The organism is Streptomyces sp. NPDC102514, from assembly GCF_055584525.1.
Window position 1 is genome coordinate 1 of sequence record NZ_JBVJLW010000002.1, and the last position, 22,597, is coordinate 22,597.

Consider the following 22,597-nt stretch of genomic DNA (forward strand, 5'->3'; position numbering starts at 1 on the left):
TGACCACCCTCACCGGCCTCCACGTCTACGCAACCGCGCACGGCATCGCTCTCACGACAGAGACAAAACCACCGTGTTGATTCTTTACGAGCCCTTAGACGCCATTTCAGTTGGTCAGTCTGCGGTGGCATATGAGGGTCGCGGCGATGGCGGTGAACGCGAGGAAGTGCTCTGGCTTGCGTTCGTAGCGGCGGTGGAGACGTCGGCAGCCAGACAGCCAGGACACGGTCCGCTCGACGACCCAGCGGTGCCGGCCCAGCCGCTGCGACGACTCGATGCCCTTTCGGGCGATGCGGTGCCGGATGCCTCGCTGTGACAGCCATCGCCGCAGGTGCCGGTAGTCGTAGCCCCTGTCTGCGTGCAGCTTGCTGGGCCGTCGCCGTCGGGGGCCGCGATGTGAGCGGATGGGCGCAATGCCGCGGACCAGCGGGATGAGGGCCTGACTGTCATGGAGGTTCGCGGCGGAGATGCCGATGGACAGCGGCAGCCCATTGCGGTCGACGATGAGGTGGATTTTCGATCCGTTCTTGCCGCGGTCGGTCGGATTCGGTCCCGTCAGCCGCCCCCTTTGAGGGCCCGGACGCTGACGGAGTCGATCGCGCACCGCGACCAGTCCAGCTGGCCCCGGGAGCCGAGTTCGTCCAGGACCAGACGGTGGAGCTTGGCCCACACCCGGGCCTCGGTCCACACGGTGAACCTGCGGAACGCCGTCACGCCTGACAGCCCGAAACCCGGAGGCATCTCGTTCCAGGTACATCCCGAGGTGGCCACGAAGATGATCGCGGCCAGCACCTCACGGTCCCCTCTACGGCGGTGCCCTCCGCCTTGCGGGCGTTCGGGAGCCGGCGGGACCACCCGCTGGAACAACTCCCACAGCTCTTCCGGCGCCAACCGTTCGACAAGCGCAGCAGTCATCACCCCAGACTGCCGCAAGATCACGCCAACTGAAATGGCGTCTGAGTACGACCATCCCTGCTGGTGCATGGCCAGCGCACGCGCTGCAGCGTTCCGGCCCGGCTCCGTTCCGGTACGCGACAGGTCCGGACAGCTCGACTCGGGAAGGGTGCGGGACGCCGTCCGCGAGGACGGACGAGGTCAGGCAGGACGACACCCCGCACCCGTCTTGTATGGCGATGCCATGCTCACCAGTCTGGCCCAGCGTTCCACTTTGCTGCAAGCCATGCTTTGTTGCATACTACTTGCAGCAAGGATGGGCGGTACGCTCCGATATTCCGGCGTCACCTCTTCCACCGGCCGGACATCAGCCCTGCACGTCCGCCGACCGTAGGTACGTGCCGAGCCGAGCGATCGCCGACGGGTTGCGGGGGCTCTCGACGAGGTCGACGTAGTCAAGGGTGAAGATCCGCCGGTGCTTGATCGCGGAGACGTTGCGCAGTGGGGCGTAGGAGAGCAGGAACTTCTTCTTCTCCTCGGCGCTCACGTCCCCGTAGTCGCAGATCACGATGACGTCCGGGTCGCGCTCGACGACGGTCTCCCAGCCGACAGTGGTCCAGGAGTCCGCAACGTCATGCATCACGTTGATGCCGCCGGCCTCGGTGATGATCTGCTCCGGAGCGGCGAAGCGGCCGGAGGAGAAGGGCTGGTCCTGGCCGCTGTCGTAGAGGAAGACCTTGGGAGCGTTCACGGGCGCGTTCGCCCGTACGCCGACGATCTGCTTCTTGAAGTCGGTGATCAGCGCGGCAGCGTGCTTCTCGACGCCGAAGAGCTTCCCGAGGTTGGTGAGGTCGGTGCACAGGGCATCCCGGGGCGGCATGACGCCGCGCGCGTTCTTGGTGCGCCCGTTGCGGCAGGACTCGGTGAGGAGGTACGAGGAGATGTCGAGCTTGTCCAGGGCCTCGGGGGTGAAACCGCCGTCCTCGCTGAAGCCGTAGTTCCAGCCGGCGAAGACGAGGTCGGCGCGGGCGTCGAGGACGTTCTCCTTGGTGAGGCGGTCCTTGGAGATCCACGGCACCTTCCGGTAGCCGTCCCTCCAGGGGACGCCGTTCAGATCCCCCTTGTCGTCGGGCATGGCGAAGCCGGCCATGCAGTGCGGTCCTGGTGCGGCATCCGGCCCATGGTGACCATCTCGGCGACGGTGAAGTCGAATTCGGCCAAGGACTCCTGCGGCAGCGCCGCCAGTGACCGGGCTGCCGTGCGGGGTGGCAGGGCGTGCAGGTCGTCCCCGTCGAGGCGCACCGTGCCCGCGGCCGGGCGCAGTGCGCGGTACACACAGCGCAGCAGTGTCGATTTGCCGCTGCCGTTCGGGCCGACGAGTCCGACGAACACACCGCTTTTCACGGTGAGCCGGACGTCGTTGACGATCCTGGCCCCGGCTGCCTCGACCGTCACCCCGTCGATGTCGAGTTCCATGGTCAGCGTCCTCCGAACGCGTAGCCGCCGCGCCGCATGAGCAGCAGGAAGGCGGACACTCCGACGACCGCGGTGATCACGCCGACGGGCAGTTCGGCGGGGGCGACCAGGAGCCGGGACAGCAGGTCCGCCCAGATCAGCAACACGGCTCCGGCGAGCGGCGCCACGGCCAGTACCCGCTTGTGGTCGGCGCCGACCAGCATCCGCACCACGTGCGGCACCATCAGCTATCGGAAAGGTATCAATCAGCACGGCACCTGGTATGCCAACCATGTACGCGATCGTCCACGCACCCGGCGAGTCTCGTTCCTCGTGGGAGCCGCGCTCCGGCGATCTCGTCGTGAGCGAGGGGAACATAGCCGCACATCGCCGGTTAGCCAAACCGGCGTTCCTGCAGACGATTGTTGTCCAACGTCTGCCCCGAGCACCACTGCGGATCGATCCATCGGCGAGAACTCACCACCGCTGCAGAGGTGGAGTCCCTGCTCTCCGTTTACGCGTCGTCCGTCGCCGGAGGTTCTTCTCCAGCACCCGTTTGGTGCTCCATACCGCCCGGAGATCCACCACCCTTGCCCCCCGAACCGACAGCAGCGTCCACAAACCGTCAGCCGCGCAAGCAACAGGAGGGCGCGCCACACTCCGCAGCCAGATGCAATGTCTCCGTCCAGGACGACAACCCTTCGTCTCTCCTGGCCAACACCTGGTATTCAACGAGCAACCTCGCCGCCCGTCTGCACGTGGACACCTCGACTCTGCGGCGCTGGCGTACCGCTCGACCACCGCAGGGCCCGCCGTTCGTCTCCGTTTCGGAACGCGTCGTCCTGTACAGCGCGCTCGACGTGGAGGAATGGCTGCGAAGCCGCCGGACCGTCCCGGGCCGAGAAGCCTGATGGCCGAGAAGGCCGTTGTTCCGGTCGGCGTCCGGCTCTCCACCGACATCGAATACCGCCCCGATCGCCCCCATCCCTACCGAGCGCGGGTCCGCTGGTTCGATCCCGCTACGAAGCGGCGCCTGTCCATGTCGGAGGGAAAGGCGGACGAGGACGAGGCGCAGGAGTGGCTCCAGGACATCATCGAGGCCGCGCAGGCCGGGCTGTCCCCATCGCTCGCCACCATAAAACTCGCCGAATACGGCGACGCGAACATGGATCTCGCCCTGCGCGGGCTGGAGTTGAAGACCCTCGACCCCTATCTCGCGGGATGGCGGATGCGCGTGGTCCCTGCCCTGGGCCACCTCGCCGTACGGATGATCACCAACGGCATCGTCGACCGCACCGTACAGAACTGGATCGTCGACGAACACAGCCGCTCCACGGTCAAGAACACCATCGCCGTCCTGGTCCGCGTCATGGAACAGGCGGTCCGCGACGGCATCATCAAAGTCAACCCCGCCCGCATCAGCGGCTGGCAGAAGCTCTACAAGCAGGCCGAGGACGAACTCCGCGACCCACGGGCCCTCGCCCTGCCCGACTGGGACACGCTCGTCGAACTGGCCGACGCACTCGTGGCCGCCACCTACAACCAGTACCGCGGCTGGGGCGACGTCGTCCTGTTCGCCGCGAGCACCGCTGCCCGGATCGGGGAAGTCTCCGGATGCCGCGTCGGAGATATCGACACCACCCAGTGGATCTGGACGGTACGGCGGCAGACCACGCCCGCGCCCGGCGGACTCACCGACAAGGGCACCAAAGGCAAGCGCGCCCGGAAGGTTCCCATCATCGAGGAGATCCGCCCGCTCGTGGCCCAGCGCATCCTCTCTGCCGGCCCCGCCCCTGACGCACGTCTGTTCACCGGCCCACGCGGAGGACGCATCTCCACCGCGGTCCTGCGCGACGCAACACACTGGGACGAGGTTGTCACCCGCCTCGGCTACGAGCACCTGCGCCGCCACGATCTCCGCCACACCGGACTGACCTGGTTCGCAGACGCCGGAGTCCCCCTCCACGTACTACGCAGGATCGCCGGCCACGGCTCACTGACCACCACTCAGCGCTACCTGCACCCGGACGTCCACAAGATCACAGCTGCCGGTGCGGCACTCTCCGCACACCTCAGCGTGCTGCGCGCCCCGCGCACGCTTCCCGCAACGACTGTCCTCACCCGCTGACGCCGGTCAAGGACCGCTGGTCCCCATCTGGTCCCCAAGAATGATCGAGGGGCGGTTTCGGATTCCTCCGAAACCGCCCCTCACCTGCGACTCCATAGAGTCGGGACGACAGGATTTGAACCTGCGACCCCTTGACCCCCAGTCAAGTGCGCTACCAAGCTGCGCCACGTCCCGATGCGTCCCGCCGCGGTGAACCGCGTGAAGACGCAGGTGAACCTTACCGCACGCCGGGCGACGGGCGTCCAAGCTCCCGGGCGCCCGGTCGGGCCGGACCCGGGCGGGACCCGAGCCGGACCCGTCAGATCAGGTCGGGTCAGGTCGGGTCGGATCACTCGACGAACAGGCCCCTCGCCGTGGCCCGCGCGTCGAACTCCTCCAGGCGGGACTGGGCGTCCGGCATGCCGTCGCACATCGCCTCCAGGAGGACCTGCCCCAGGAGCATGGGGGCGCTCACCGTGTCGAAGACCAGGCCGGTGCCCACGGCGGCCGGCAGCAGCAGGTCGCTGTGGGCGGCCACCGGCGCGAACGTGCCGTCGGCGATCGTCACCACGGTCAGCCCGGCGTCCCGGGCGTGGTCGAGCGCGGCCAGCAGCTCCGCCGGGTGACGCGGCAGCGCGAAGCACAGCAGCGCGCTCGCCCCCGCGTGACGGGCCGCGTCGATCCGGTCGGCGAGCAGCGATCCGCCCTCGTCGAGCAGGCGCACGTCGGGGTGCACCTTCGCGGCGAAGTAGGCGAAGCCGCGCGCCTGGGCGGCCGAGGCGCGCAGCCCGAGCACGGGCAGCGGCCGGGAGGCGGCGAGCAGCCTGCCCGCCTCCTCCACCGGCCCGGGGTCGGCCAGCAGGGACGCCAGCTGGAGCAGGTTGTCGACCTCGGCCCGTACCGCCCGCTGGTAGGGGTTGGCCGGCCGTGTGTCCACGGCCGGCCCGACGGGTACGACGTCACGCAGATGCCTGCGCAGCGCCGGATACCCGTCGAAGCCGAGGGCGACCGCGAACCGGGTCACCGACGGCTGGCTGACCCCGGCCAGCTGGGCCAGTTCCACGCTCGACAGGAACGGCGCGGCGGCCGTCCGGCGGACCAGACAGTGGGCGATACGCCGTTGGGTGGGCGTCAGACGGCGGCCCTCGAAGAGCTGGTGCAGCCGTGTGGGCGCGCCCGCCCCAGAGGACGTACCGCCGTCGGTGCCCGCGTCCGCTCCCTCCGTGTCGCTCACCCCTGTCCCCGTCCGGGTCAGCCCGCGAGACCGGCCGACGTCAGCCACTCCTTCGCGACGTCCGCGGAGTCCTCCTTGTCGTTGCTGATCTTCTTCATCATGTCCAGCAGGTCCTCGGTGGTGAGCTTGGCCGAGATGGCGTTGAGCGCCGACTTGGCCTTGTCGTTCACCGCGGACTTGTAGACGAGGGGCGTGACGTTCTGCGAGGAGAAGAGGTTCTTCGGGTCCTCCAGGACCACCAGCTTGTCCTCGACGATGGCGGGGTCGGTCGTGTACAGGTTGGCGGCCTGCACCTTGTCGTCCTTCAGCAGCTTCAGCAGGGTGCTCTGGGCGCCCGCGTCCAGCGGCTGGAACTTGCCGAACTCGACGCCGTAGACGTCCTTCAGGCCGACCCCGCCCTGGGTGCGGGTCTTGAACTCGGAACCGGCGCCGATGGTCAGGTCCTTCGCGACCGGCTTGAGGTCGGCCAGGGACTTGAGCTTGTACTTGGCGGCGGTCTCGGCGGTGACCGTGACCGAGTCCTTGTCCTCGGCCGCGGCGGAGTCGAGTATCTCGACCGACTTGGGGAGCTTCGCCTTCAGCTCGGTGTTGATCTCCTCCGTGCCGGTGGCGGTGCTCTTCTTGTCGACCGCCGTGGACAGCAGGGCGCCGTTGTACTCGGGGAAGACGGTGATGCCTCCCTTGACGACCTGGTCGTAGTAGACCTCGCGGGCGCCGATGTCGAACTTGCGGGTCACCTTCAGGCCCTTGTCCTCCAGGGCCTGCGCGTAGATCTCGGCGAGCAGCTGGTTCTCGGGGAAGTTCGCCGAGCCGACGACGATGGCCTTGCCGCCGCCGCTGTCGCCGCTGCTGCCTGTCAGCGGATTGTCGTCGCTGTCGTCACTGCCTCCGCAGGCGGTGAGGGTCAGGGAGAGCGCGGCGACAAGACCGAAGGCGGCAGTACGGTACGTGGCTTTCATGGGTGTTCCCTTTCTCAGGTACGGCTCGGGTCTCGGGTGGTGCTCGGGTGCGGCCTGCGCGCGGTTCGGGTGCGCGCCGGGCCGCTGGGTCCGGTCGTTCCGGTGGTTCCGGTGGTTCATGACTTGGCCGCCGCGGGCCGCAGCCCCGGCGAGACGACGGCGCGCCGCAGCGCGGTGAAGGCGGCCTGGACGACGAGCGCCAGCGCCACGACGACGGCGGAGCCGCCGATGACCAGTTGGTAGTCGTTGCGCGAGAGCCCGTCGACGATGTAGCGCCCCAGACCGCCGAGACCGGGATACGCGGCCACGGTCGCCGTGGCCACCACCTGGATGGCGGCGACGCGCAGGCCGAGCAGGATCAGCGGCAGCGCCATCGGCACCTCGACCTTCAGCAGGACCTCCCAGCCGGTCATGCCCATCCCCTTCGCGGCGTCCCGGGCGTCGGGGTCGACACCGCGGACCCCCTCGAAGGTGTTGATGAGGATCGGCGGTACGGCCAGCGCCACCAGGGCGACCAGCACGGGGGCGGTACTCAGTCCGGCGAGGGTCACCACGAGGACGACCAGGCCGAAGGTGGGGATCGCGCGCGCGAGGTTGGCGACGGTGGCGACGGCGAACGCGCCGCGGCCGGTGTGACCGACGAGCAGGCCGAACGCCAGCCCGATCACGGTCGCGAAGAGCAGGGACAGACCGCTGTAGGTCAGGTGCTCCGCGAGCCGGTGCGGGATGCCGTCGTCGCCGTGCCACTGCGCGGACGACGTCAGCCACTCGCCGACGAGCTGGATCTGGTTCAGGAGATCGTTCACGCCTTCGCCCCCTTGCCGCGGGCCCACGGCGTGAGCAGCCGCTGCGCCAGGACGAGCAGTGCGTCGGTGACGAGGGCCAGCAGCATGATCAGTACGGTCGCGGTGATGATCGGGGTCGGGAAGTCGAGCTGGAGGCCCCGGGTGATGTAGTAACCGAGGCCGCCCTGGCCGATCAGCTGTCCCACGGCGACGAGGCTGATGGAGGAGACCGCGGCGACCCGTACACCGGCGACGACGACGGGCACGGCGATCGGCAGTTCGACCTGGACGACCCGGCGGACCGTACTGAAGCCCATCGCGGTGGCCGCCTGCCGTACCGGATCGGGCACCGAGGCCAGTCCGTCCACGACGTTGGGGATGAGCACCGACAGCGTGTACAGGGTCAGCGGGATCATGACCGTGCGTTCGGTGAGCCCCGTGTAGCGGACGAAGATCATGAACAGGGCCAGCGACGGGATGGAGTACAGGACGTTGGCCGCGGTCAGGGTGGGCGGGTAGACCCACCGGTAGCGGTGGCAGAGCATGCCGAGCGGCACGGAGATGATCAGTCCGAACAGCACCGGCAGGAGGCCCAGCCGCAGATGGACCCCGGTGTAGTGGGCCAGCTCACCGACGTGATCGCCGATCCAGACCCACCGTATGAGCGGCTCCCCGTCCCTCATCGACCGTCACCGCCCGCACTGCCGGCGCCGCCTGCGTCACCGGGGCCGTCCGTCCCGGCGACGCCGTCTGCTGCGCTGTCCGGGGTCCCGTCGCTCTCCGGGCCTTCGGAACCGTCGGCCGACGTCTCGCCGTCGGCGTCGCTCTTCACGAGACGGCCCTCGGAGGTCTCCGCCGCCCCCGGCGGCCTGCCGGCTTCGGGCGCCTTGCCCAGATCCGGCCCCGCGGCCGCGTCGGGCGCCTCGCTCGTGCCGGCCGACGTGGCCGGAGCAGCCGGGTCGGCCGACTCCGCCGACTCCGCCGGTGCTGCCGGTGCGGCCGACTTGGTCGTGTCGATCGGTGCAGCGGGCTCGGCCGGGGCGGATGCGTCGGCCGGGGCGGCTGTCTCGGCCGGTTCGCCCGCGCGTGCCGACGCCCCCGCTATCGCGGCGGACAGCTCGTACGCGTCCGCGACCCCCGCGACCGCGCCGTCCGCGTCCACTCCCACCGCGAGGCGGGAGGGCGACAGGAGGGCCGCGTCGAGGGCGGCCCGCGCCGAGTCGCCGACCAGGGCGAACGTGTGGCCGAGCGGGGCGAGTGTCGCGTCCGCCAGGGTGCCGCCGGGCGGGAGGTCGGCGGTCGCGGCCCAGCCGAGGGGACGCCGGGCGGCGTCGACGGCGAGCACCCAGGGCTCGCCCAGGGACCGGGCGTCGGCGACGGGAGCGGTCGCCGGCAGCACCGGGCCCTCGCGCAGCGGCAGACCGGAGGCCTGGACGAAGGAGAGCCGGCGGATACCGCGGTCCTGCCCGACGAAGTCCGCCACGAAGTCGTCGGCGGGGTGCGCGAGCAGCCGCTCCGGGGTGTCGAACTGCGCGAGCTTGCCGCCCGTGCGGAACACCGCGATGTGGTCGCCCAGCTTGATGGCCTCGTCGATGTCGTGGGTGACGAAGACGATCGTCTTGTGCAGCTCCTTCTGCAGCCGCAGGAACTCGGCCTGCAGTTCGCCGCGCACGATGGGGTCGACCGCGCTGAACGGCTCGTCCATGAGCAGTACGGGCGGATCCGCGCCCAGTGCCCTGGCGACCCCGACGCGCTGCTGCTGCCCGCCGGAGAGCTGGTACGGGTAGCGCTTGGCCATCGTGGCCGGCAGCCCCACCAGTTCCAGCAGCTCGGCCGCGCGCGAGCGGGCCTTCTTCTTGCCCCAGCCGAGCAGCAGCGGCACGGTCGCGACGTTGTCCAGGATGGTCCGGTGCGGGAAGAGCCCGGCGTGCTGGATCACGTAACCGATGCCCCTGCGCAGTTCGGGGGCGGCCACCTCCCTGATGTCCTGGCCGCGCAGGCTGACCGTGCCCGCCGACGGCTCCACCATGCGGTTGACCATCCGCAGCGTCGTGGTCTTGCCGCAGCCCGAGGGGCCGACCAGGACCGTGAGGCCGCCCTCGGCCAGCTCCAGGGACAGTGCGTCCACGGCTGTGGTGCCGTTGGGATAGTTTTTGCTCACCGCGTCGAATCTGATCAAAGCTGCCCCTTACCCGACTGCATATCGTCATGCAGAGTTGTTCGTGACTGAATTTCAGTCAATCCCCTTTTGTAAACGGGGCGTTACGTTCGTCCGAAGAAAGTGAGAGGACGCCCGGAATGACCGCACTTGACCCCGTTTGGTTCACGTTCCTGAACGGTTCCGACATCGAACAGCTGGAACTGAGCGACACCGAAGTACTCGATGCCGTCGAACAGGGACTGCTCGCCCAGGGTCACGGCGAGACGGTTATCGAACCACGGGTGCATCTCACACCCGACCCCGCCTTCAACGGCCACTTCAACGTCCTGCGTGGTTATGTCGCCCCGCTCGGCATGGCCGGGGTCAAGATCGTGGGCGACTACGTCGACAATTACAAGTCCGGTCTGCCCTCCGAGATGGCTCTGCTGAACCTCTTCGATCCGCGTACGGGCATGCCGCTGGCCGTGCTGGACGCGACCGCGATCACCGAGATGCGGACCGGCGCCCTCACCGCGCTCGGCGCACGGCACCTGGCCAGAAGTGACTCCAAGGTGCTGGGGCACATCGGCGCCCGCGCCACCTCGTACTGGAACGTCCGGCTGCTCGACCGGATCTTCGACCTCGACGAGATCCGCGTCCACTCGCGCCGCCCGGAGAGCCGCGAGGCCTTCGCGAAGCGGCTGGAGGACGACCTCGGCAAGCCCGTGATCGTCACCGACGACTGGAAATCGTGCGTCGAGGGCGCGGACATCGTCGTGGAGGCGTCCCGGCTGGAGCGGCCCGAGCCGCTGCTGAAGACGGAGTGGATCGCGCCGGGCGCGCTCGTCGTCCCCTACGGAACGATGAGCGCGGTCGAGCTCTCGCTCACCGACATCATGGACAAGGTCGTCGTCGACGACTGGGGCCAGTGCCGGTCCGGGCCCTTCGGTGCTCTGCGCGCGCACGTCGAGTCGGGCCGGCTCAGCGAGACGACCCTGCACGGCGAACTGTGCGAGATCGTGGCGGGCGACAGGCCCGGCCGGGAACGGTCCGACGAGACGATCCTGTTCTGGCACCGCGGTCTGTCCCTGTCCGACATCGCCCTGGGCGCGGCCGTGCTCGCGAAGGCCGGGGAGCGCGGACTCGGACAGAAGCTGCGGTTCTCATGACGGGCCCCTACCCCGCGGAATCCGAAGCAGTGATCGAACCGGCGATCGAATCGGCGGCAGGAGCGGTGGCGGAAGTGGTGACCGTCGACGGCCGCTCCCTGTCCTGCGCGGACGTGGCCGCCGTCGCCCTGCGCGGTGCCCGGGTCGTCCTCGCGGACGAGGTGCTCCCCCGGCTGGCGCGCGAGCGCGCGGTGGTGGACGACGTGGTCGACCGCCAGGTGCCGACGTACGGACTGACGACGGGACTCGGCAGCCGTTCGTCGTACGCCCTGCCGCGCGACGAACTCGCGCGGTTCAGCGTGCGTACGGTACGCGGCCGGGCCAACGCGGTCGGGGACCCGCTGCCCGCCTCCGTCGTACGCGCCGCCCTGATCGCCCGCGTCAACGGGCTGGCGGGCGGCGGCAGCGGAATCAGCCCGCGGATCCTGCCCCTGCTCGTCGGCCTGCTCAACTCCGGCGTCCATCCGCTGGTCCCCGAGGTGGGCTCGATCGGCGCCTCGGACCTGTGCCAGATGGCCCACGTCGGCCTCGTGGTCATCGGCGAGGGCCGCGCCGAACTCTCCGGCGAGGTGCTCGACGGCGCGGCGGCCCTGCGCCGGGCCGGGCTGACCCCCGCCGAACTGGGCCCCAAGGACGGACACGTCCTGTGCAGCGCGAGCCCGCTGGCCGCAGGCCACGGCGCTCTCGTCCTCGAAGAGGCGGCCACCCTCCTGACCCTCGCCCAGGCGGTCACGGCACTCACCTTCGAGGGCTTCCGGGCGAACACCAGCCCCCTGGACGCCCGGGTCCTCGGCCTGCGTCCGGCCCCCGGCCAGTCCCGGGCGGCGGAACACCTGCTCGCACTCCTGGCGGGCGGCGACCTCACGGATCCGAAGCACGCCCGCCGGGTCCAGGACCCCATCAGCCTGCGCTGCGCGGCCCAGGTGCACGGAGCGCTGCACGCCGCGCTCGACCTCGCCAGCGCGGCGCTGGATCCCGAGCTCAACGGCTGCGGCGACAACCCCGTGGTCCTGCCCGCCACCGACGACGTACCCGGCGAGATCCTCTCCTCCGGCAACTTCCACACCCCGGCCCTCGCCCTGGCCCTCGACACCGTCGCGCTGGCCCTGACCCAGACCGCGGCGATCTCCGCCGAACGCATGCGGCGGCTGCTCAACCCCGGGCTCAGCGGGCTGCCCGCGAACCTCTCGCCGCACGGCCCGGAGCGTTCGGGCTTCGCGCCGCTGGCGAAGACGGCACAGGCGCTGGTCGCGGAGATCCGTCTCCTGTCGGCGCCGGTGAGCACCGACCCCCGGCACGGCGCGGACGGCGTCGAGGACGACTCGACCAACGCGTCGCTCGGGGCGCGGCGGCTGTCGACCATGCTGGTCCGGCTGCGGCAGCTGCTCGCCGTGGAGGCCGTGGCCGCCGCGCAGGCGGTGGACCTGGCCGCGCCCACCACGCTCGGACAGGGCCCCGCCCTCCTCCACCGGGTGATCCGCGAGCTGGTCCCGCCCCTGGACGAGGACCGGCCCTGCGGGGTGGACGTGGACCGGGTGAACGATGACATCCTGGGGTCCGACGAGGTGCGGAACGCCCTGCGTGCCCTGACGGAAGAAGCCTCGTGACCAACGTCGACGTACACCAGCATCTGTGGACCGCCTCGTTCGTCGCGGCGCTGCGGGCGCGCACCGAGCCGCCGTTCCTGGACGGCTGGACGCTGCACACGGCCGGTGAGCCGCCCTACGAGGTCTCCCCCGCCGACCACGACATCGCCCGGCGGACCGAACGGGCGGTCGCCGACGGCCTCGGCAGGGCGCTGATCTCGCTGTCCTCCCCGCTGGGCGTGGAATGGCTCCCTTCAGCCGAGGCGCGCCCCCTGCTCGACGCGTACCACCAGGACGCGGCGGAGCTGCCGCGCCCGTTCGGCGCGTGGGCCGCCGCGGGTGTCCGCGACATCGACGCGAAGACGACGGCCGGATACCTGGACCTGGGTTTCGCGGGCCTGCAACTCCCGGCGAACACCCTGGCCGACGCGGCGGGTTACGAGCACTGCGCCCCGCTGCTGGATCTGCTGACGGCCCGCAACCTCCCCCTGTTCATCCACCCGGGCCCGGCGGCCGAGGAATCCCAGCGGCCGGGGTGGTGGCCGGCGATGGTGCCGTACGTGCAGCAGATGCACGCGGCCTGGTTCGCGTTCCGGGCGTTCGGCAGGCCGCGCCATCCGCAGCTGCGGGTGTGCTTCGCGCTGCTGGCCGGCCTGGCACCCCTGCACGGCGAACGCTTCGTGGCCCGCGCCGGGGCGGAGGCCCACAGGGAGACCGACCCGAACGTCTTCGTGGAAACCTCGTCGTACGGCCCCCGCGCGGTGGAGTCGATGGTCCGCGCCCTGGGCACAGCCGCACTGGTCCAAGGCACGGACCGCCCCTACGCAGACCCCCCACAAACCCCCGGCTACGGCCTGGGCGGAGCAGCGGCCTACGCCTTCCGCATCACAAACCCCCGCCGCCTACTGACAGGACAGAGCTGACGCCACCGGGCGTCACCCCTCGGGCGCACCCCAAAGCGAGCGCGAATTCGGGCTGCCGCCGCCAGGCGTCGCCCTTCAGGGGCGCGGGGAACTGCGCGACCAGCCACAACGCACCCGCACCCGCAGGCAATCAGGCTGACGCCGCAGGCGTCGCCTTCCAGGGGCGCGGGGAACTGCGCGACCAGCCACAACGCACCCGCAGACGAACAAACGAAGCCAGCGGCAGCTACCCCGGCGGCGTAGGCGTGTCATGCGTCCCGTACATCGCCTGGACGTCCAGTTCCAACTGGACCGTCGGGCCGACCACCGCGATACCCCGGGCCAGCATCGAACGCCAGTTCAACGTGTAGTCCTCCCGGTGCAGCTCCGCCTTCGCGAGCGCCGCGCACCGCAGCTCCTCCCCGTATCCACCGTTCACCGTGCCGAGATACGTCGTGTCCAGCCCCACCGACCGGCTCACCCCGTGCATCGTCAGTGAGCCGTGCACGGTCCATTTACTGCCGCCGCGGTACGCGAACCGCGTGCTGTGGAAGTCGATGTGCGGGAACCGTTCGACGTCCAGGAAGTCCCCGGACCGCAGGTGGTCGTCGCGGGTGCGGTTGCCGGTGGTGATGCTCGACGCGTCGATCCGGACGTGCAGCCGGGAGTCGGCCATGTCGTCGGCGATCTGGATGCCGCCGTCGAACCGCTCGAAGCGGCCGTGCACATGGGCCATGCCGACATGCTTGGCGATGAACCGGATCGCCATGTGGGGCGGGTCGAAGAGCCAGTTGCCGGGGGTTGGCAGTTCCAGTCGGCGGGCGGGCTGGAGTGCGATCTGTTCCGCGGGAGCTGCGGGTCCGGCCGGCACGTCGACCGTCTCCTGGTGCGGGTGCAGACCTTCGGCGGCGATCATCAGGCCGTACCGGCCGGGCGGCAGCGCCGCGAGGAAGTAGCCGTACGGGTCGGTCGTGCCGCGGGCCACGACCCGGTGCGTGTCCAGCGCGGTGACCGTCACGTCGGCCGCGCCCATCGGCTGGCCCACGGGGTCGACGACCTCACGGCTGATGGCACCCGCGCCGGGCGGGAGGGGAAGCGAGACGCCCGTCGCGCCGGCACCGGAGGCCCGCTCCCGCCGTCGGCGCCGAAGCAGTGCGAGGGCCATGGTGTTCACCTTTCATCGGCTGCGTCGGAGCCCCGGCGAAACGGCACGCAGCTCATGACCATCCTGGACCCGGACGCGCGAAGGCGGGTGTCTCATTACGAGACACCCGCCCACCCGGGGCGACGGCACCACCGCCCTGGTCAGTGCGTCCTGGTCAGTGCGTTCCGGTCAGTGCGTCCGAGCCGGGACCGTCACACGGTCACCCCGTCGATCTCAAAGGTCTGCACCGACGCGGCGGCGAACGGCACGCTCAGACTTTTACCGTTCAGATAGGTGTCCGAGCGGGCGGTGTAGAGGTCGCCGCCGCCGGAGGTGAGCGTGTTCCAGCGCCGTACGAGTCCGCCCGTGCCGCCGGTGACCGCGGAGAAGCGGGACAGGTCGAAGGTGAGCGTCTGCGCCGCGCCGGAGTTGACCGCGACGACGACCAGGCGTCTCTGGGTCGCGTCGTGGGCGGCCACCGCGTAGCCGACGCCGGTGTCGATGATGGTCATCCCCGGCCGGATGTGCCGGCTGAACTGGGCCATCACGTAGTACTTGGTCTGCACGGTCGTCGGCTGGAGCGTGCTCTGGTCGTACGCGATCATCGCCCAGCCGGTGGAGGGGTCCATCACCTGCCAGTACACCCAGGCGGTCGGGTGCAGCCAGCGGAAGTCCAGGCACAGGTTGCTCGCCAGGGTGAGGCCGGTGCCGTCGCTGTCGCCGGTCTCTGAGTTCCAGAGCTTCTTGCCCGCCGTTGTGACGGCATCGGTGTAGAGGAGGTCGCGTCGGCCGCCGGAGCCCTGGTAGCCGTGCACGTTGACCTGGCTGACCAGCGCCTTCGTCGACGACCCGAAGGAGTTCCAGGTCGTACGCGCCAGGTCGTAGCTCGTCTCGTCGGACGCCGAGAGCCTGACGCCGGACAGCCCGCGGGTGTCCAGTTCGCTGCGCATGTACGGGAGGACGGCCGCCTGGACGGTGGCGTCCATGTGGCAGCCCTCCTGCGTGCCGGTGGCGGTCCACCAGCTGGACGAGGGCTCGTTGAACGGGTCGACCGTCGCGAAGTTCACTCCCCAGTTGTTCTTCGCGTACAGGGCGACGGCGGCCAGGTGGGAGGCGTGCTGGCGGTAGTTCCAGGACTGGAGGTTGTTGCCGCCGCCGGACGCTCCGGAGGGGTTGTGGTTGAGGCACATCCACCACATGGGCGAGTTGGCGAACAGCTCGGAGACCGCGCCTCGTTGGGTCGCCTTGACCAGGGCGGCGCGCTGGTTGGCGTCGGCCGTCCAGTCCCAGGCGGAGGACGTGGGGTCCTCGTTGTTCCAGTCCTGCCAGAAGCCCTCGATCTGCTTGAACGCCGGGATGTTGGGCGAGGCGACCATGCTCTGGCCGCCCACGCTGTTGGGGCTGCACGCGCCCAGGTTGTAGCGGGCGATGTTCAGCCCGAGGCCGGGCAGGGTTCTGCCGCCGTACGCCACGGACTTGGTGGTGAAGAAGATGTCGGCGAAGTCGTCACGTGCGCCGAAGACGTTGGCCCACCAGGCGAGGGAGGTGCCCCAGCCCTCCCAACGCCCGTAGCCGGTCGCGGGGTTGACCGCGATGGTCGCGTCGGCCCGGGCGGTGCCTGTCGCCAGCGCACTGCCCAGCAGCGTGCCGCCCGCCGCCGCCAGCAGTGATCTGCGCTTGATCATGAGGTCTCCTGTCAGGTTCATGCCACAACCTGCTTGAAGAATGGGGCGGCCGCAAACGGTTGTCGAGACGCATGACAGCGCTTTCTCTTTCGATAGCTTGCGGGACGCGCAGCCACGGGGAATCGCTGGAGCCGTATGTCAGGACGGGGATGAGGCCGCAGCCGCGCGAGGGGCCCGGCCCGCGTACGCCGCCTTCAGCACGGTCAGCGCGTCCTCCGTCGTGACAGGGCGCGGATTGGCGTACGCCTGTCCCGCCACCAGCTCCGCCGCCACCTTCAGATCGGCCTCCGTCAGACCGAGTCCGGCGAGGGAACGGGGTGCGCCGAGTTCTCCGGCGAGGGTCCACAGCGTGTGCGGGGCGTCGTCGGTGTCGAGGGCACGGTTCAGCGCGCGTACGGCCGCGGGGGCGGCGGGCGCGTTGAACGCGAGGGCGTACGGGAGGACCACCGTGTGCGTCTCGGCGTGCGGCAGGCCGAACGTGCCGCCCAGCACGTGGCAGAGCTTGTGGTGCAGGCCCATGGTGGTCGCGCCCAGACAGGAACCGCAGAGCCAGGCCCCGTACAGGGCACGGCTGCGGGCCTCCGGGTCCGACGGCTCGGCGGCGATCGCCGGGAGCGCCGAGGTCAGCGCCCGTACGCCCTCCTCGGCCATCAGGGCGATCAGGGGCGAGGTGTCGGGGGCGTACAGCGCCTCCACGGCGTGCGCGACGGCGTTGACCCCGCTGGTGACGGAGAGCGGTACGGGCATGGAGAGGGTGAGTCCGGGGTCGTACACGACGCTGCGCGGGAGGACCGACGGGTCGCGGCCGGTGCGTTTGGCGCCGTGCTCGGTGAGGCCCCAGACGGGGGTCATCTCGGAGCCGGAGTAGGTCGAGGGGACGGCGATCAGCGGGAGGCCGGTGCGCAGCGCGATCGCCTTGCCCAGGCCGATCGACGAGCCGCCGCCGACCGCGACACAGCCGTCGGCGCCGAGTTCGCGCGCCACCTCGACGGCCCGGTCCGCGACTTCGGCCGGGACGTGCATACGGGCCTCGGCGTGCACGCCCGCGCAGAGGTCACCGAGCGAGTTCGCGACCGCCTTCGCCGTGTCGGCGCCGCGCGCTCCGGACACCACGAGCACCCGGCGCAGCCCGAGCCGTTCGACCTCGCCGGCCGTCGCGGTCACCGAGGCGCCGGGCCGGAAGACGACACGCATGGGCTGTGCCTCGTAGGAGAAGTTCACGCGGTTCGCTCCGGGGTCAGTACGAGGTCGAAGCGGGCGTGCCTGAAGGGGTTCGGGATGCCGAACTCCCGTGCCAGGGCAGGGTTGTCGGTCTCCGCGAAGTCCTGGACGAGACTGTGCTTCACGGCGAAGACGGCGTCCGAGTCGAGGTAGTCGCTGCCCGCCACGAAGATGTGCGTGGTGACCGGTGTGTGTCCCTCGGCGCCGGCGATGAAGTGGATGTGCGCCGGGCGGTAGGGGTGGCGGCCGGTGGCACGGAGCAGGTCGCCGACCGGGCCGTCGGTCGGGATGGGGTACGGGCTCGGTACGCAGGTGCGGAAGTGGAAGCGGCCCGCCGCGTCGGTGGTGAAGAGGCCTCGGCCGTTGCCCGCGGGCTGGACGTCGGGCTGCTGCACGTCGTAGAAGCCGTGGGCGTCGGCCTGCCACACGTCGAGGGTCGCTCCGGGCAGCGGGGTGCCGTCCTGGGACAGCACCCGGCCGCTGACCACGCACGGTTCGCCGCTGCCCACGAGGTCGATGTCCGCGCCGAGGTCACGGACGGGGGACTCCGTCATGTGGAAGGGCCCGAGGACGGTGGACTCGGTGGCGCCGGGGCCGCGGTCGGCGTTCAGGGTCTCCACGAGCATCGACAGCCCGAGCACGTCGGAGAGGAGGATGAACTCCTGGCGGGTGTCGGTGCACGTCTGCCCGGTCGCCGTCAGGAAGCCGATCGCGCGCTCCCACTCCTGCTGGGTGAGCCGGGTCTCGCGGGCGAAGTCGTGCACGTGCCGGACGAGCGCGCTCAGCACCTCGCGCAACCGCGGATCGGTATCCGCCCCGAGGCTGCGCACGGCCTCGTCGGTGACCGTGTCCCCACCGGCATCGACACTCATGACGACTCCCACCCTCTCGATCTCTCCGGGTCCCAGCACCCCTCCGATCCAAGTATGGTCCCGCGCCCACCTCCCCCAGGGCCGCCGCGCCTATGGGCAGCCCCCACCCCCACGCCGCCAGGGGCGCGAGGAACGGCGCGCCCAGCCACGACGCACCCGCGCACGCGTCACCCATCGCGTCTGCCCACGAATGCAACCACGCCCACCCCTGCCCCCTCAGGGGCGCGAGGAACGGCGCGACAAGCCACGACGCACCCGCACAAACCCCACGACCGGGCCACCCACCCCCTCAGGGGCGCGGGGAACGGCGCGGCCAACCACAACACACCCGCACAGACCCACACGCCCAGGCACCACCCCTCGTTGCCCCTTCAACAACACCCGGTACCGTGGACACCGCCGTGACCACCGCAAACGACTCCCCCACCCACACACCGCTCCGCCGCGCACGCGAACGGTTCCTGACCGGGCAGCCGCTGCCCGACGACGTACCGACCGAGATCGCCGCCGCCTGGCGCCGCGCCCGCTTCTTCGGCGTACCGCACGACCTCACGGAGCCCGCCCGGCCCGCACCCCCAACGGGGTCCGCCCTGCTGACCGCCGCCCTGCCGGTGCTCGACCGGCTGGAGCCCCCGCTCTCCTCCGGGCAGTCGGCCGTGGTCCTCACCGACGAGCGCCTACGGGTCCTGTGGTCGGGCGGGAACACCCCGCACGACGAGAGGCACCCGGACCTGTCCGAGCGCGAGGTCGGGCACAACAGCGCCGCACTCGCCCTGCGCAGCCGGAGCCGCGCCGAGGTACACGGCTCCGAGCACTTCCTCGACCTGTGGCAGGACGTGTCCGCCGTGAGCGTTCCGGTGCTGGCGCCGGAGAACGGCCGCGTCCTGGGCACGGTGACCGTCGCGTCCGGCCTCTGCGCCGACCGCTCGCCGCACCCCGGAGCCGCCCTCGCCGAGGCCACGGTGGCGGCCGTGGAGGCGGAACTCCTGACCCGCTCGCGCACGGCGGAACGCGTGCTGCTCGACGCCTACCAGCGTGCTGCCGCCCGGCCGGGCGCGGCGGTCGTGGCGCTGGACGGACGCAACCGCCTGCTCAACGAGACGGCGGCGGACCTGCTGCCACCGTCGGCGCTGGAGGCCCTGGAACGAACCACGGCGACGAACAGGCCGAACGGCCCGGACGGCCCGGACGGACCGCACGGACCACACAGCCCGCCCTCGTACACCCTGCCCCTCCCCGACGCCACCGGCACCGCGCGCATCACGCAGGTACATCACGAGGGCGCAGTCATCGGCGTGGTCGCCGTCGTCGAACCGCCCGTCGGGCTGCCCGTACGCCCCGTCGGACCGCCCCGCATCGCGCCCGCCGGCCGTTCCGTCCCCTGGCGGCACGCGACGAGCCGTGCGGCGGAACTGGCCCGCTCCCGTAGCCCCCTGCTGCTCACCGGCGAACGCGGCACCGGAAAAGCCTTCCTGGCAAGGGAGTTGCTGGCCGCGCGCGGCGGACCGCCCCCGCTGGTCGTGGACGCGGCGGAGCGGCCGACCGCCGACGCCATCGGCAGGTGGGCCGCGTCGACCGACGGCCGGACCGTGGCGTCGGCCCCCGACCGCGCCCTCCTGCTCCGCCACGCCGAACTGCTCACGCAGACCGACGCCGCCTCGCTCAACTCGCTCCTCGAATCCCGCCTCGAAGCCCACCCGCACGCGCCGCTCCTGGTCACGTACACGCCCGGCACTCCCCCGGGCCCCTGCCTCCAGCGGCTGCTCGACACCCTGGGCGCCCGCTCGGTGGCCCTTCCGGCGCTGCGTGAACGCCCCGACGACATCAGGGAGTTGCTGGCGGAACTGACGCCGAGGCCCGCGCCGGGCCAGCCGCCCCTGACCTGGACCCTGGACGCGCTGCACGCCCTGGAGCGGCACACGTGGCCCGGCAATGTCACCGAACTCGCCCGGTTGGTAAGGGCGTTGGCCGACGGTCGGCGGACCGTCGGACCCGTACGGCGGGCGGAACTGCCGGACCCCGTCCGGGAAGGACCCCCGGCCCGGCCGCTGAGCCCGATGGAGCACGCCGAGCGCACCGCCATCCTGGAGGCGCTGCGCAGTCACGGCGGCAACAAGGCACGTACGGCCGCCGCGCTGGGCATCGCCCGCGCCACGCTCTACCGAAAGCTGCGCGCCTACCGCAGCTGAAGGAACGCCGCCGCCGGGCGGAACCGGAGAACACCGCCGGGCCTCCGTGAGCCGCCGCGAAAGGCACGGGACGCACGGGGCGGAAAAGGCGAATGACACCACGGACAGTGGGACGCCTCACCTCTGCGGCAACCGCATTGCTCCGCCCGAAAGCGGGAATTACCCTTCCCTCACGCGTTCCTGCACGCTTGAACCACGGGGGAAAAATTGAAGGTTCGTCTGCTCGGGCCATTAGAACTCACGGATGGCCCCGTCACGCTGCGTCTGCCCGGCGAGAAACTCCGGGCGACTGTGGCCGCACTGGCACTCTCACCCAACAGGCCGGTGTCACGCAGTGATCTGATCGACGAGTTGTGGGGCGAGGATCTTCCGCGCAATGCGGAGAACTCCCTGCACGGTCATGTCGCCCGTCTTCGCCGCATCATTGACACGCACACCGGGAAGGACAATCTGCGTGACCTGATCCGCACATCGAGTTTCGGATACATGCTTTCTTTGCCCGAGAACGACATCGACGCCGCGCTCTTCTGCAATCTGACCCGGCAGGCCGCCACGCTCCACAGGTCCGCGCCCGGACAGGCGATCCCGCTGCTGAATCAGGCGCTCGCCCTGTGGCGGGGCCCGGCCCTGCTGGACACCGGGCAAGGGCTGATCAGCAGGATGGCGTACACCCGGCTCACCGAGACCCGGCTGACGGCGTACGAGTACCTCTTCGACGCCGAGCTGCGGCTGGGCCGGCACCGGGAGATCATCACGGAGCTGCATCCGCTGCACGCGCGCTATCCGCTGCGCGAGCGTTTCTGCGAGCAGCTCATCAACGCGCTGTACCGGTCGGGGCGGCAGGCGGAGGCACTGGACGTCTACCACCGCACCCGGCGGCGGCTCGCCGACAACCTGGGCCTTGAGCCGGGGGACGCGCTGCGGGCGCAGTTCGAGAGGGTCCTGCGACGGGAACCGCTGACCGTCTGAGGAACGCTCAGCGCAGGGCGGTGTCGTCGCCGGGACCCACCCGGCGACGACACCGCCCCACGACCATCACCCTCACCACGGTCACCCTCACCACCGTCACCCCGCCACCGTCACCCTCACCACGGTCACGCCAGCCGCGTCACACCGACTTCGTCACCCGCAGGAGTCGCCACACCGCGCCCGCCCGGGCCCGCCCGTGGAAGGCGAGGTACTGCGGGAGCACCAGGCCGGGCGCCCATTTCTCCTTGTACGCCAGTTGGCTCGCCGCCGGGTACACGTGCTCCCCGTGGTCGGCGAGGAACCGTAGAAAACGGCCGGTCAGCGCGCTGGCCGCAGTCGGCTCGTGCTCCTCGGACAGCCCGGTGAAGGGCGTGAACCCGAGGTGCAGCCACTGCGCGCCCTCGCTCCGGAACACCTCGATGGCCCGCAGGTTGACGGCTTCCAGGACCCCGGGCGTGCTCGACGGCACCCGTCGGGTCAGATCGTGCAGCCACCCGGAGTGCCGGCCGTACGCCGGTGAGTACGAGATGTAGGCGACGACCTTCCCCTCGATCCGCCCCACGAAGAGCCGCCGTTCGGCCTGCGCCGGTCCGCCCAGCTGCCCGACCAGGAACTCGATCTCCTTCACATGCCGTCCCTTGGCGCGCAGCCAGGACCGGTCCACGGCCGCCAGCTCGTCGGCGACCTCGTCGAGCGGCACCTCGTCGACCTCAAGGCCCGCCCGCCGGGCGCGCGAGATCTTGTTGCGGAGCTTCACGAACCGGGTGCCCTTGAGGGTGAAGTCGGGCAGCGGCAGCGCGTAGCCGCAGCCGATCTGGTTGACGGTGAACCCGGCACGCGCGTGCAGCTCGACGTCCTCCCCCTGCAGTTGTACGGCGACGACCCGCCGGCGCTGCGCGGCGGCGAATTCCAGGAACGCGGCGAGGAGTTCGGGCTTCTCGCCCTCGGCCGCGAAAGGGCCGCCGAACTGGATCAGATAGCGGCCCGCACGCCGGAAGACGACCACTCCCGCGCTCCCGGGCCGCGTGAAGTACTCGTTCCCGGTGTTCAGCGCCAGGAACGCGCTGGAATTCTCCGCGTACTCGCCGAGCGCGTACAGAACCCTGTCGAATGTCGCCGTCTCCCGGGTGGTTGACATATCCCGTCCCCCTGTCGTCGTATCAATTCCTCACCCTTGCGCCCCGCCCTTCGATCCTCCTGAAACGCCCGTCTCAGTCCGGTGTCAGACCCTTCTCAGCACCGGCTGGAAGCTTGGGGAAATATCAGCGGGATATCGATCGGGGGAC

General features: G+C 70.6%; 17 protein-coding genes, 1 tRNA gene and 3 pseudogenes. 6 read left to right on the forward strand and 15 right to left on the reverse strand.

The genetic code is table 11. The features are described 5' to 3' along the window. Nucleotides 1–106 precede the first annotated feature (106 nt). The 4 genes and pseudogenes from ACZ60E_RS05275 to ACZ60E_RS05290 form a co-directional block, all read right to left on the reverse strand. Nucleotides 107–915, reverse strand: a protein-coding gene (locus tag ACZ60E_RS05275) for an IS5 family transposase (RefSeq protein ID WP_469438371.1) whose coding sequence is annotated in 2 segments (ribosomal slippage) — nucleotides 107–565 and nucleotides 568–915 — 807 coding nt in all. Because the reading frame shifts where the segments join, the coding sequence is not laid out codon by codon here. A gap of 346 nt (nucleotides 916–1,261) precedes the next feature. Further along, entirely contained in the window at nucleotides 1,262–2,044 is a 783-nt protein-coding gene (locus tag ACZ60E_RS05280) for an ABC transporter substrate-binding protein (protein WP_469438373.1), read from the reverse strand. Then, nucleotides 2,044–2,370: pseudogene (locus ACZ60E_RS05285) on the reverse strand (ATP-binding cassette domain-containing protein); the annotation flags it as partial. The pseudogene ACZ60E_RS05285 and the gene ACZ60E_RS05280, both read right to left, overlap by 1 nt. 2 nt (nucleotides 2,371–2,372) lie before the next feature. Continuing rightward, nucleotides 2,373–2,597, reverse strand: a pseudogene (locus ACZ60E_RS05290) (iron chelate uptake ABC transporter family permease subunit); the annotation flags it as partial. Nucleotides 2,598–3,259: 662 nt separating this feature from the next. Between ACZ60E_RS05290 and ACZ60E_RS05295 the strand changes: the two are divergent. Continuing rightward, complete coding sequence (locus ACZ60E_RS05295; protein WP_469438985.1) at nucleotides 3,260–4,477, forward strand: tyrosine-type recombinase/integrase; 1,218 nt, start codon at nucleotides 3,260–3,262, stop codon at nucleotides 4,475–4,477. A 100-nt stretch (nucleotides 4,478–4,577) separates the two neighbouring features. Here ACZ60E_RS05295 and ACZ60E_RS05300 read toward each other — a convergent pair. The 6 genes and pseudogenes from ACZ60E_RS05300 to ACZ60E_RS05325 all read right to left on the reverse strand — a co-directional run. Further along, nucleotides 4,578–4,651, reverse strand: a tRNA-Pro gene (locus ACZ60E_RS05300). A gap of 154 nt (nucleotides 4,652–4,805) precedes the next feature. Then, nucleotides 4,806–5,690, reverse strand: coding sequence for a MurR/RpiR family transcriptional regulator (locus ACZ60E_RS05305; RefSeq protein WP_469438375.1), 885 nt, complete (start codon nucleotides 5,688–5,690; stop codon nucleotides 4,806–4,808). Between the two features lie 17 nt (nucleotides 5,691–5,707). Then, nucleotides 5,708–6,649 (reverse strand): ABC transporter substrate-binding protein, encoded by a 942-nt coding sequence (locus ACZ60E_RS05310; RefSeq protein ID WP_385837671.1) that lies wholly within the window; start codon nucleotides 6,647–6,649, stop codon nucleotides 5,708–5,710. A gap of 116 nt (nucleotides 6,650–6,765) precedes the next feature. Further along, complete coding sequence (locus ACZ60E_RS05315) at nucleotides 6,766–7,455, reverse strand: ABC transporter permease (protein ID WP_384807298.1); 690 nt, start codon at nucleotides 7,453–7,455, stop codon at nucleotides 6,766–6,768. After that, nucleotides 7,452–8,117 (reverse strand): ABC transporter permease, encoded by a 666-nt coding sequence (locus tag ACZ60E_RS05320; RefSeq protein WP_107019304.1) that lies wholly within the window; start codon nucleotides 8,115–8,117, stop codon nucleotides 7,452–7,454. Before ACZ60E_RS05320 ends, ACZ60E_RS05315 begins: the two co-directional genes overlap by 4 nt. Nucleotides 8,118–8,449: 332 nt before the next feature. After that, a pseudogene (locus ACZ60E_RS05325) lies at nucleotides 8,450–9,613 on the reverse strand (ABC transporter ATP-binding protein); the annotation flags it as partial. A 119-nt stretch (nucleotides 9,614–9,732) separates the two neighbouring features. Between ACZ60E_RS05325 and ACZ60E_RS05330 the strand changes: the two are divergent. The 3 genes from ACZ60E_RS05330 to ACZ60E_RS05340 are packed head-to-tail and all read left to right on the forward strand — an operon-like array spanning nucleotide 9,733 to nucleotide 13,252. Then, nucleotides 9,733–10,743: an ornithine cyclodeaminase family protein gene (locus ACZ60E_RS05330; protein ID WP_384807300.1), complete on the forward strand. Its 1,011-nt coding sequence runs from the start codon at nucleotides 9,733–9,735 to the stop codon at nucleotides 10,741–10,743. Next, nucleotides 10,740–12,350: an HAL/PAL/TAL family ammonia-lyase gene (locus ACZ60E_RS05335; RefSeq protein WP_469438379.1), complete on the forward strand. Its 1,611-nt coding sequence runs from the start codon at nucleotides 10,740–10,742 to the stop codon at nucleotides 12,348–12,350. Before ACZ60E_RS05330 ends, ACZ60E_RS05335 begins: the two co-directional genes overlap by 4 nt. Next, complete coding sequence (locus ACZ60E_RS05340; protein WP_469438381.1) at nucleotides 12,347–13,252, forward strand: amidohydrolase family protein; 906 nt, start codon at nucleotides 12,347–12,349, stop codon at nucleotides 13,250–13,252. Before ACZ60E_RS05335 ends, ACZ60E_RS05340 begins: the two co-directional genes overlap by 4 nt. A gap of 226 nt (nucleotides 13,253–13,478) precedes the next feature. Here ACZ60E_RS05340 and ACZ60E_RS05345 read toward each other — a convergent pair whose 3' ends face one another. The 4 genes from ACZ60E_RS05345 to ACZ60E_RS05360 all read right to left on the reverse strand — a co-directional run bounded on the left by ACZ60E_RS05345 (nucleotide 13,479) and on the right by ACZ60E_RS05360 (nucleotide 18,153). After that, entirely contained in the window at nucleotides 13,479–14,396 is a 918-nt protein-coding gene (locus ACZ60E_RS05345; protein WP_453795267.1) for a YceI family protein, read from the reverse strand. A 191-nt stretch (nucleotides 14,397–14,587) separates the two neighbouring features. Beyond that, nucleotides 14,588–16,060 (reverse strand): glycoside hydrolase, encoded by a 1,473-nt coding sequence (locus ACZ60E_RS05350; RefSeq protein WP_469438986.1) that lies wholly within the window; start codon nucleotides 16,058–16,060, stop codon nucleotides 14,588–14,590. A gap of 138 nt (nucleotides 16,061–16,198) precedes the next feature. Further along, entirely contained in the window at nucleotides 16,199–17,254 is a 1,056-nt protein-coding gene (locus ACZ60E_RS05355) for a maleylacetate reductase (RefSeq protein WP_469438987.1), read from the reverse strand. A 23-nt stretch (nucleotides 17,255–17,277) separates the two neighbouring features. Further along, nucleotides 17,278–18,153, reverse strand: a complete 876-nt coding sequence (locus tag ACZ60E_RS05360; protein ID WP_469438385.1) for a dioxygenase family protein — start codon at nucleotides 18,151–18,153, stop codon at nucleotides 17,278–17,280. Nucleotides 18,154–18,554: 401 nt separating this feature from the next. On the opposite strand from ACZ60E_RS05360, the gene ACZ60E_RS05365 reads away from it, so the two are divergent. Beyond that, nucleotides 18,555–20,342 (forward strand): helix-turn-helix domain-containing protein, encoded by a 1,788-nt coding sequence (locus tag ACZ60E_RS05365; protein WP_469438387.1) that lies wholly within the window; start codon nucleotides 18,555–18,557, stop codon nucleotides 20,340–20,342. Between the two features lie 207 nt (nucleotides 20,343–20,549). Next, nucleotides 20,550–21,311: an AfsR/SARP family transcriptional regulator gene (locus tag ACZ60E_RS05370; RefSeq protein WP_469438389.1), complete on the forward strand. Its 762-nt coding sequence runs from the start codon at nucleotides 20,550–20,552 to the stop codon at nucleotides 21,309–21,311. A gap of 139 nt (nucleotides 21,312–21,450) precedes the next feature. Here ACZ60E_RS05370 and ACZ60E_RS05375 read toward each other — a convergent pair whose 3' ends face one another. Beyond that, nucleotides 21,451–22,449 carry a bifunctional lysylphosphatidylglycerol flippase/synthetase MprF gene (locus ACZ60E_RS05375; protein ID WP_469438391.1) on the reverse strand — a complete coding sequence of 333 codons (999 nt, stop codon included), beginning with the start codon at nucleotides 22,447–22,449 and terminating at the stop codon, nucleotides 21,451–21,453. Nucleotides 22,450–22,597: the final 148 nt, after the last annotated feature.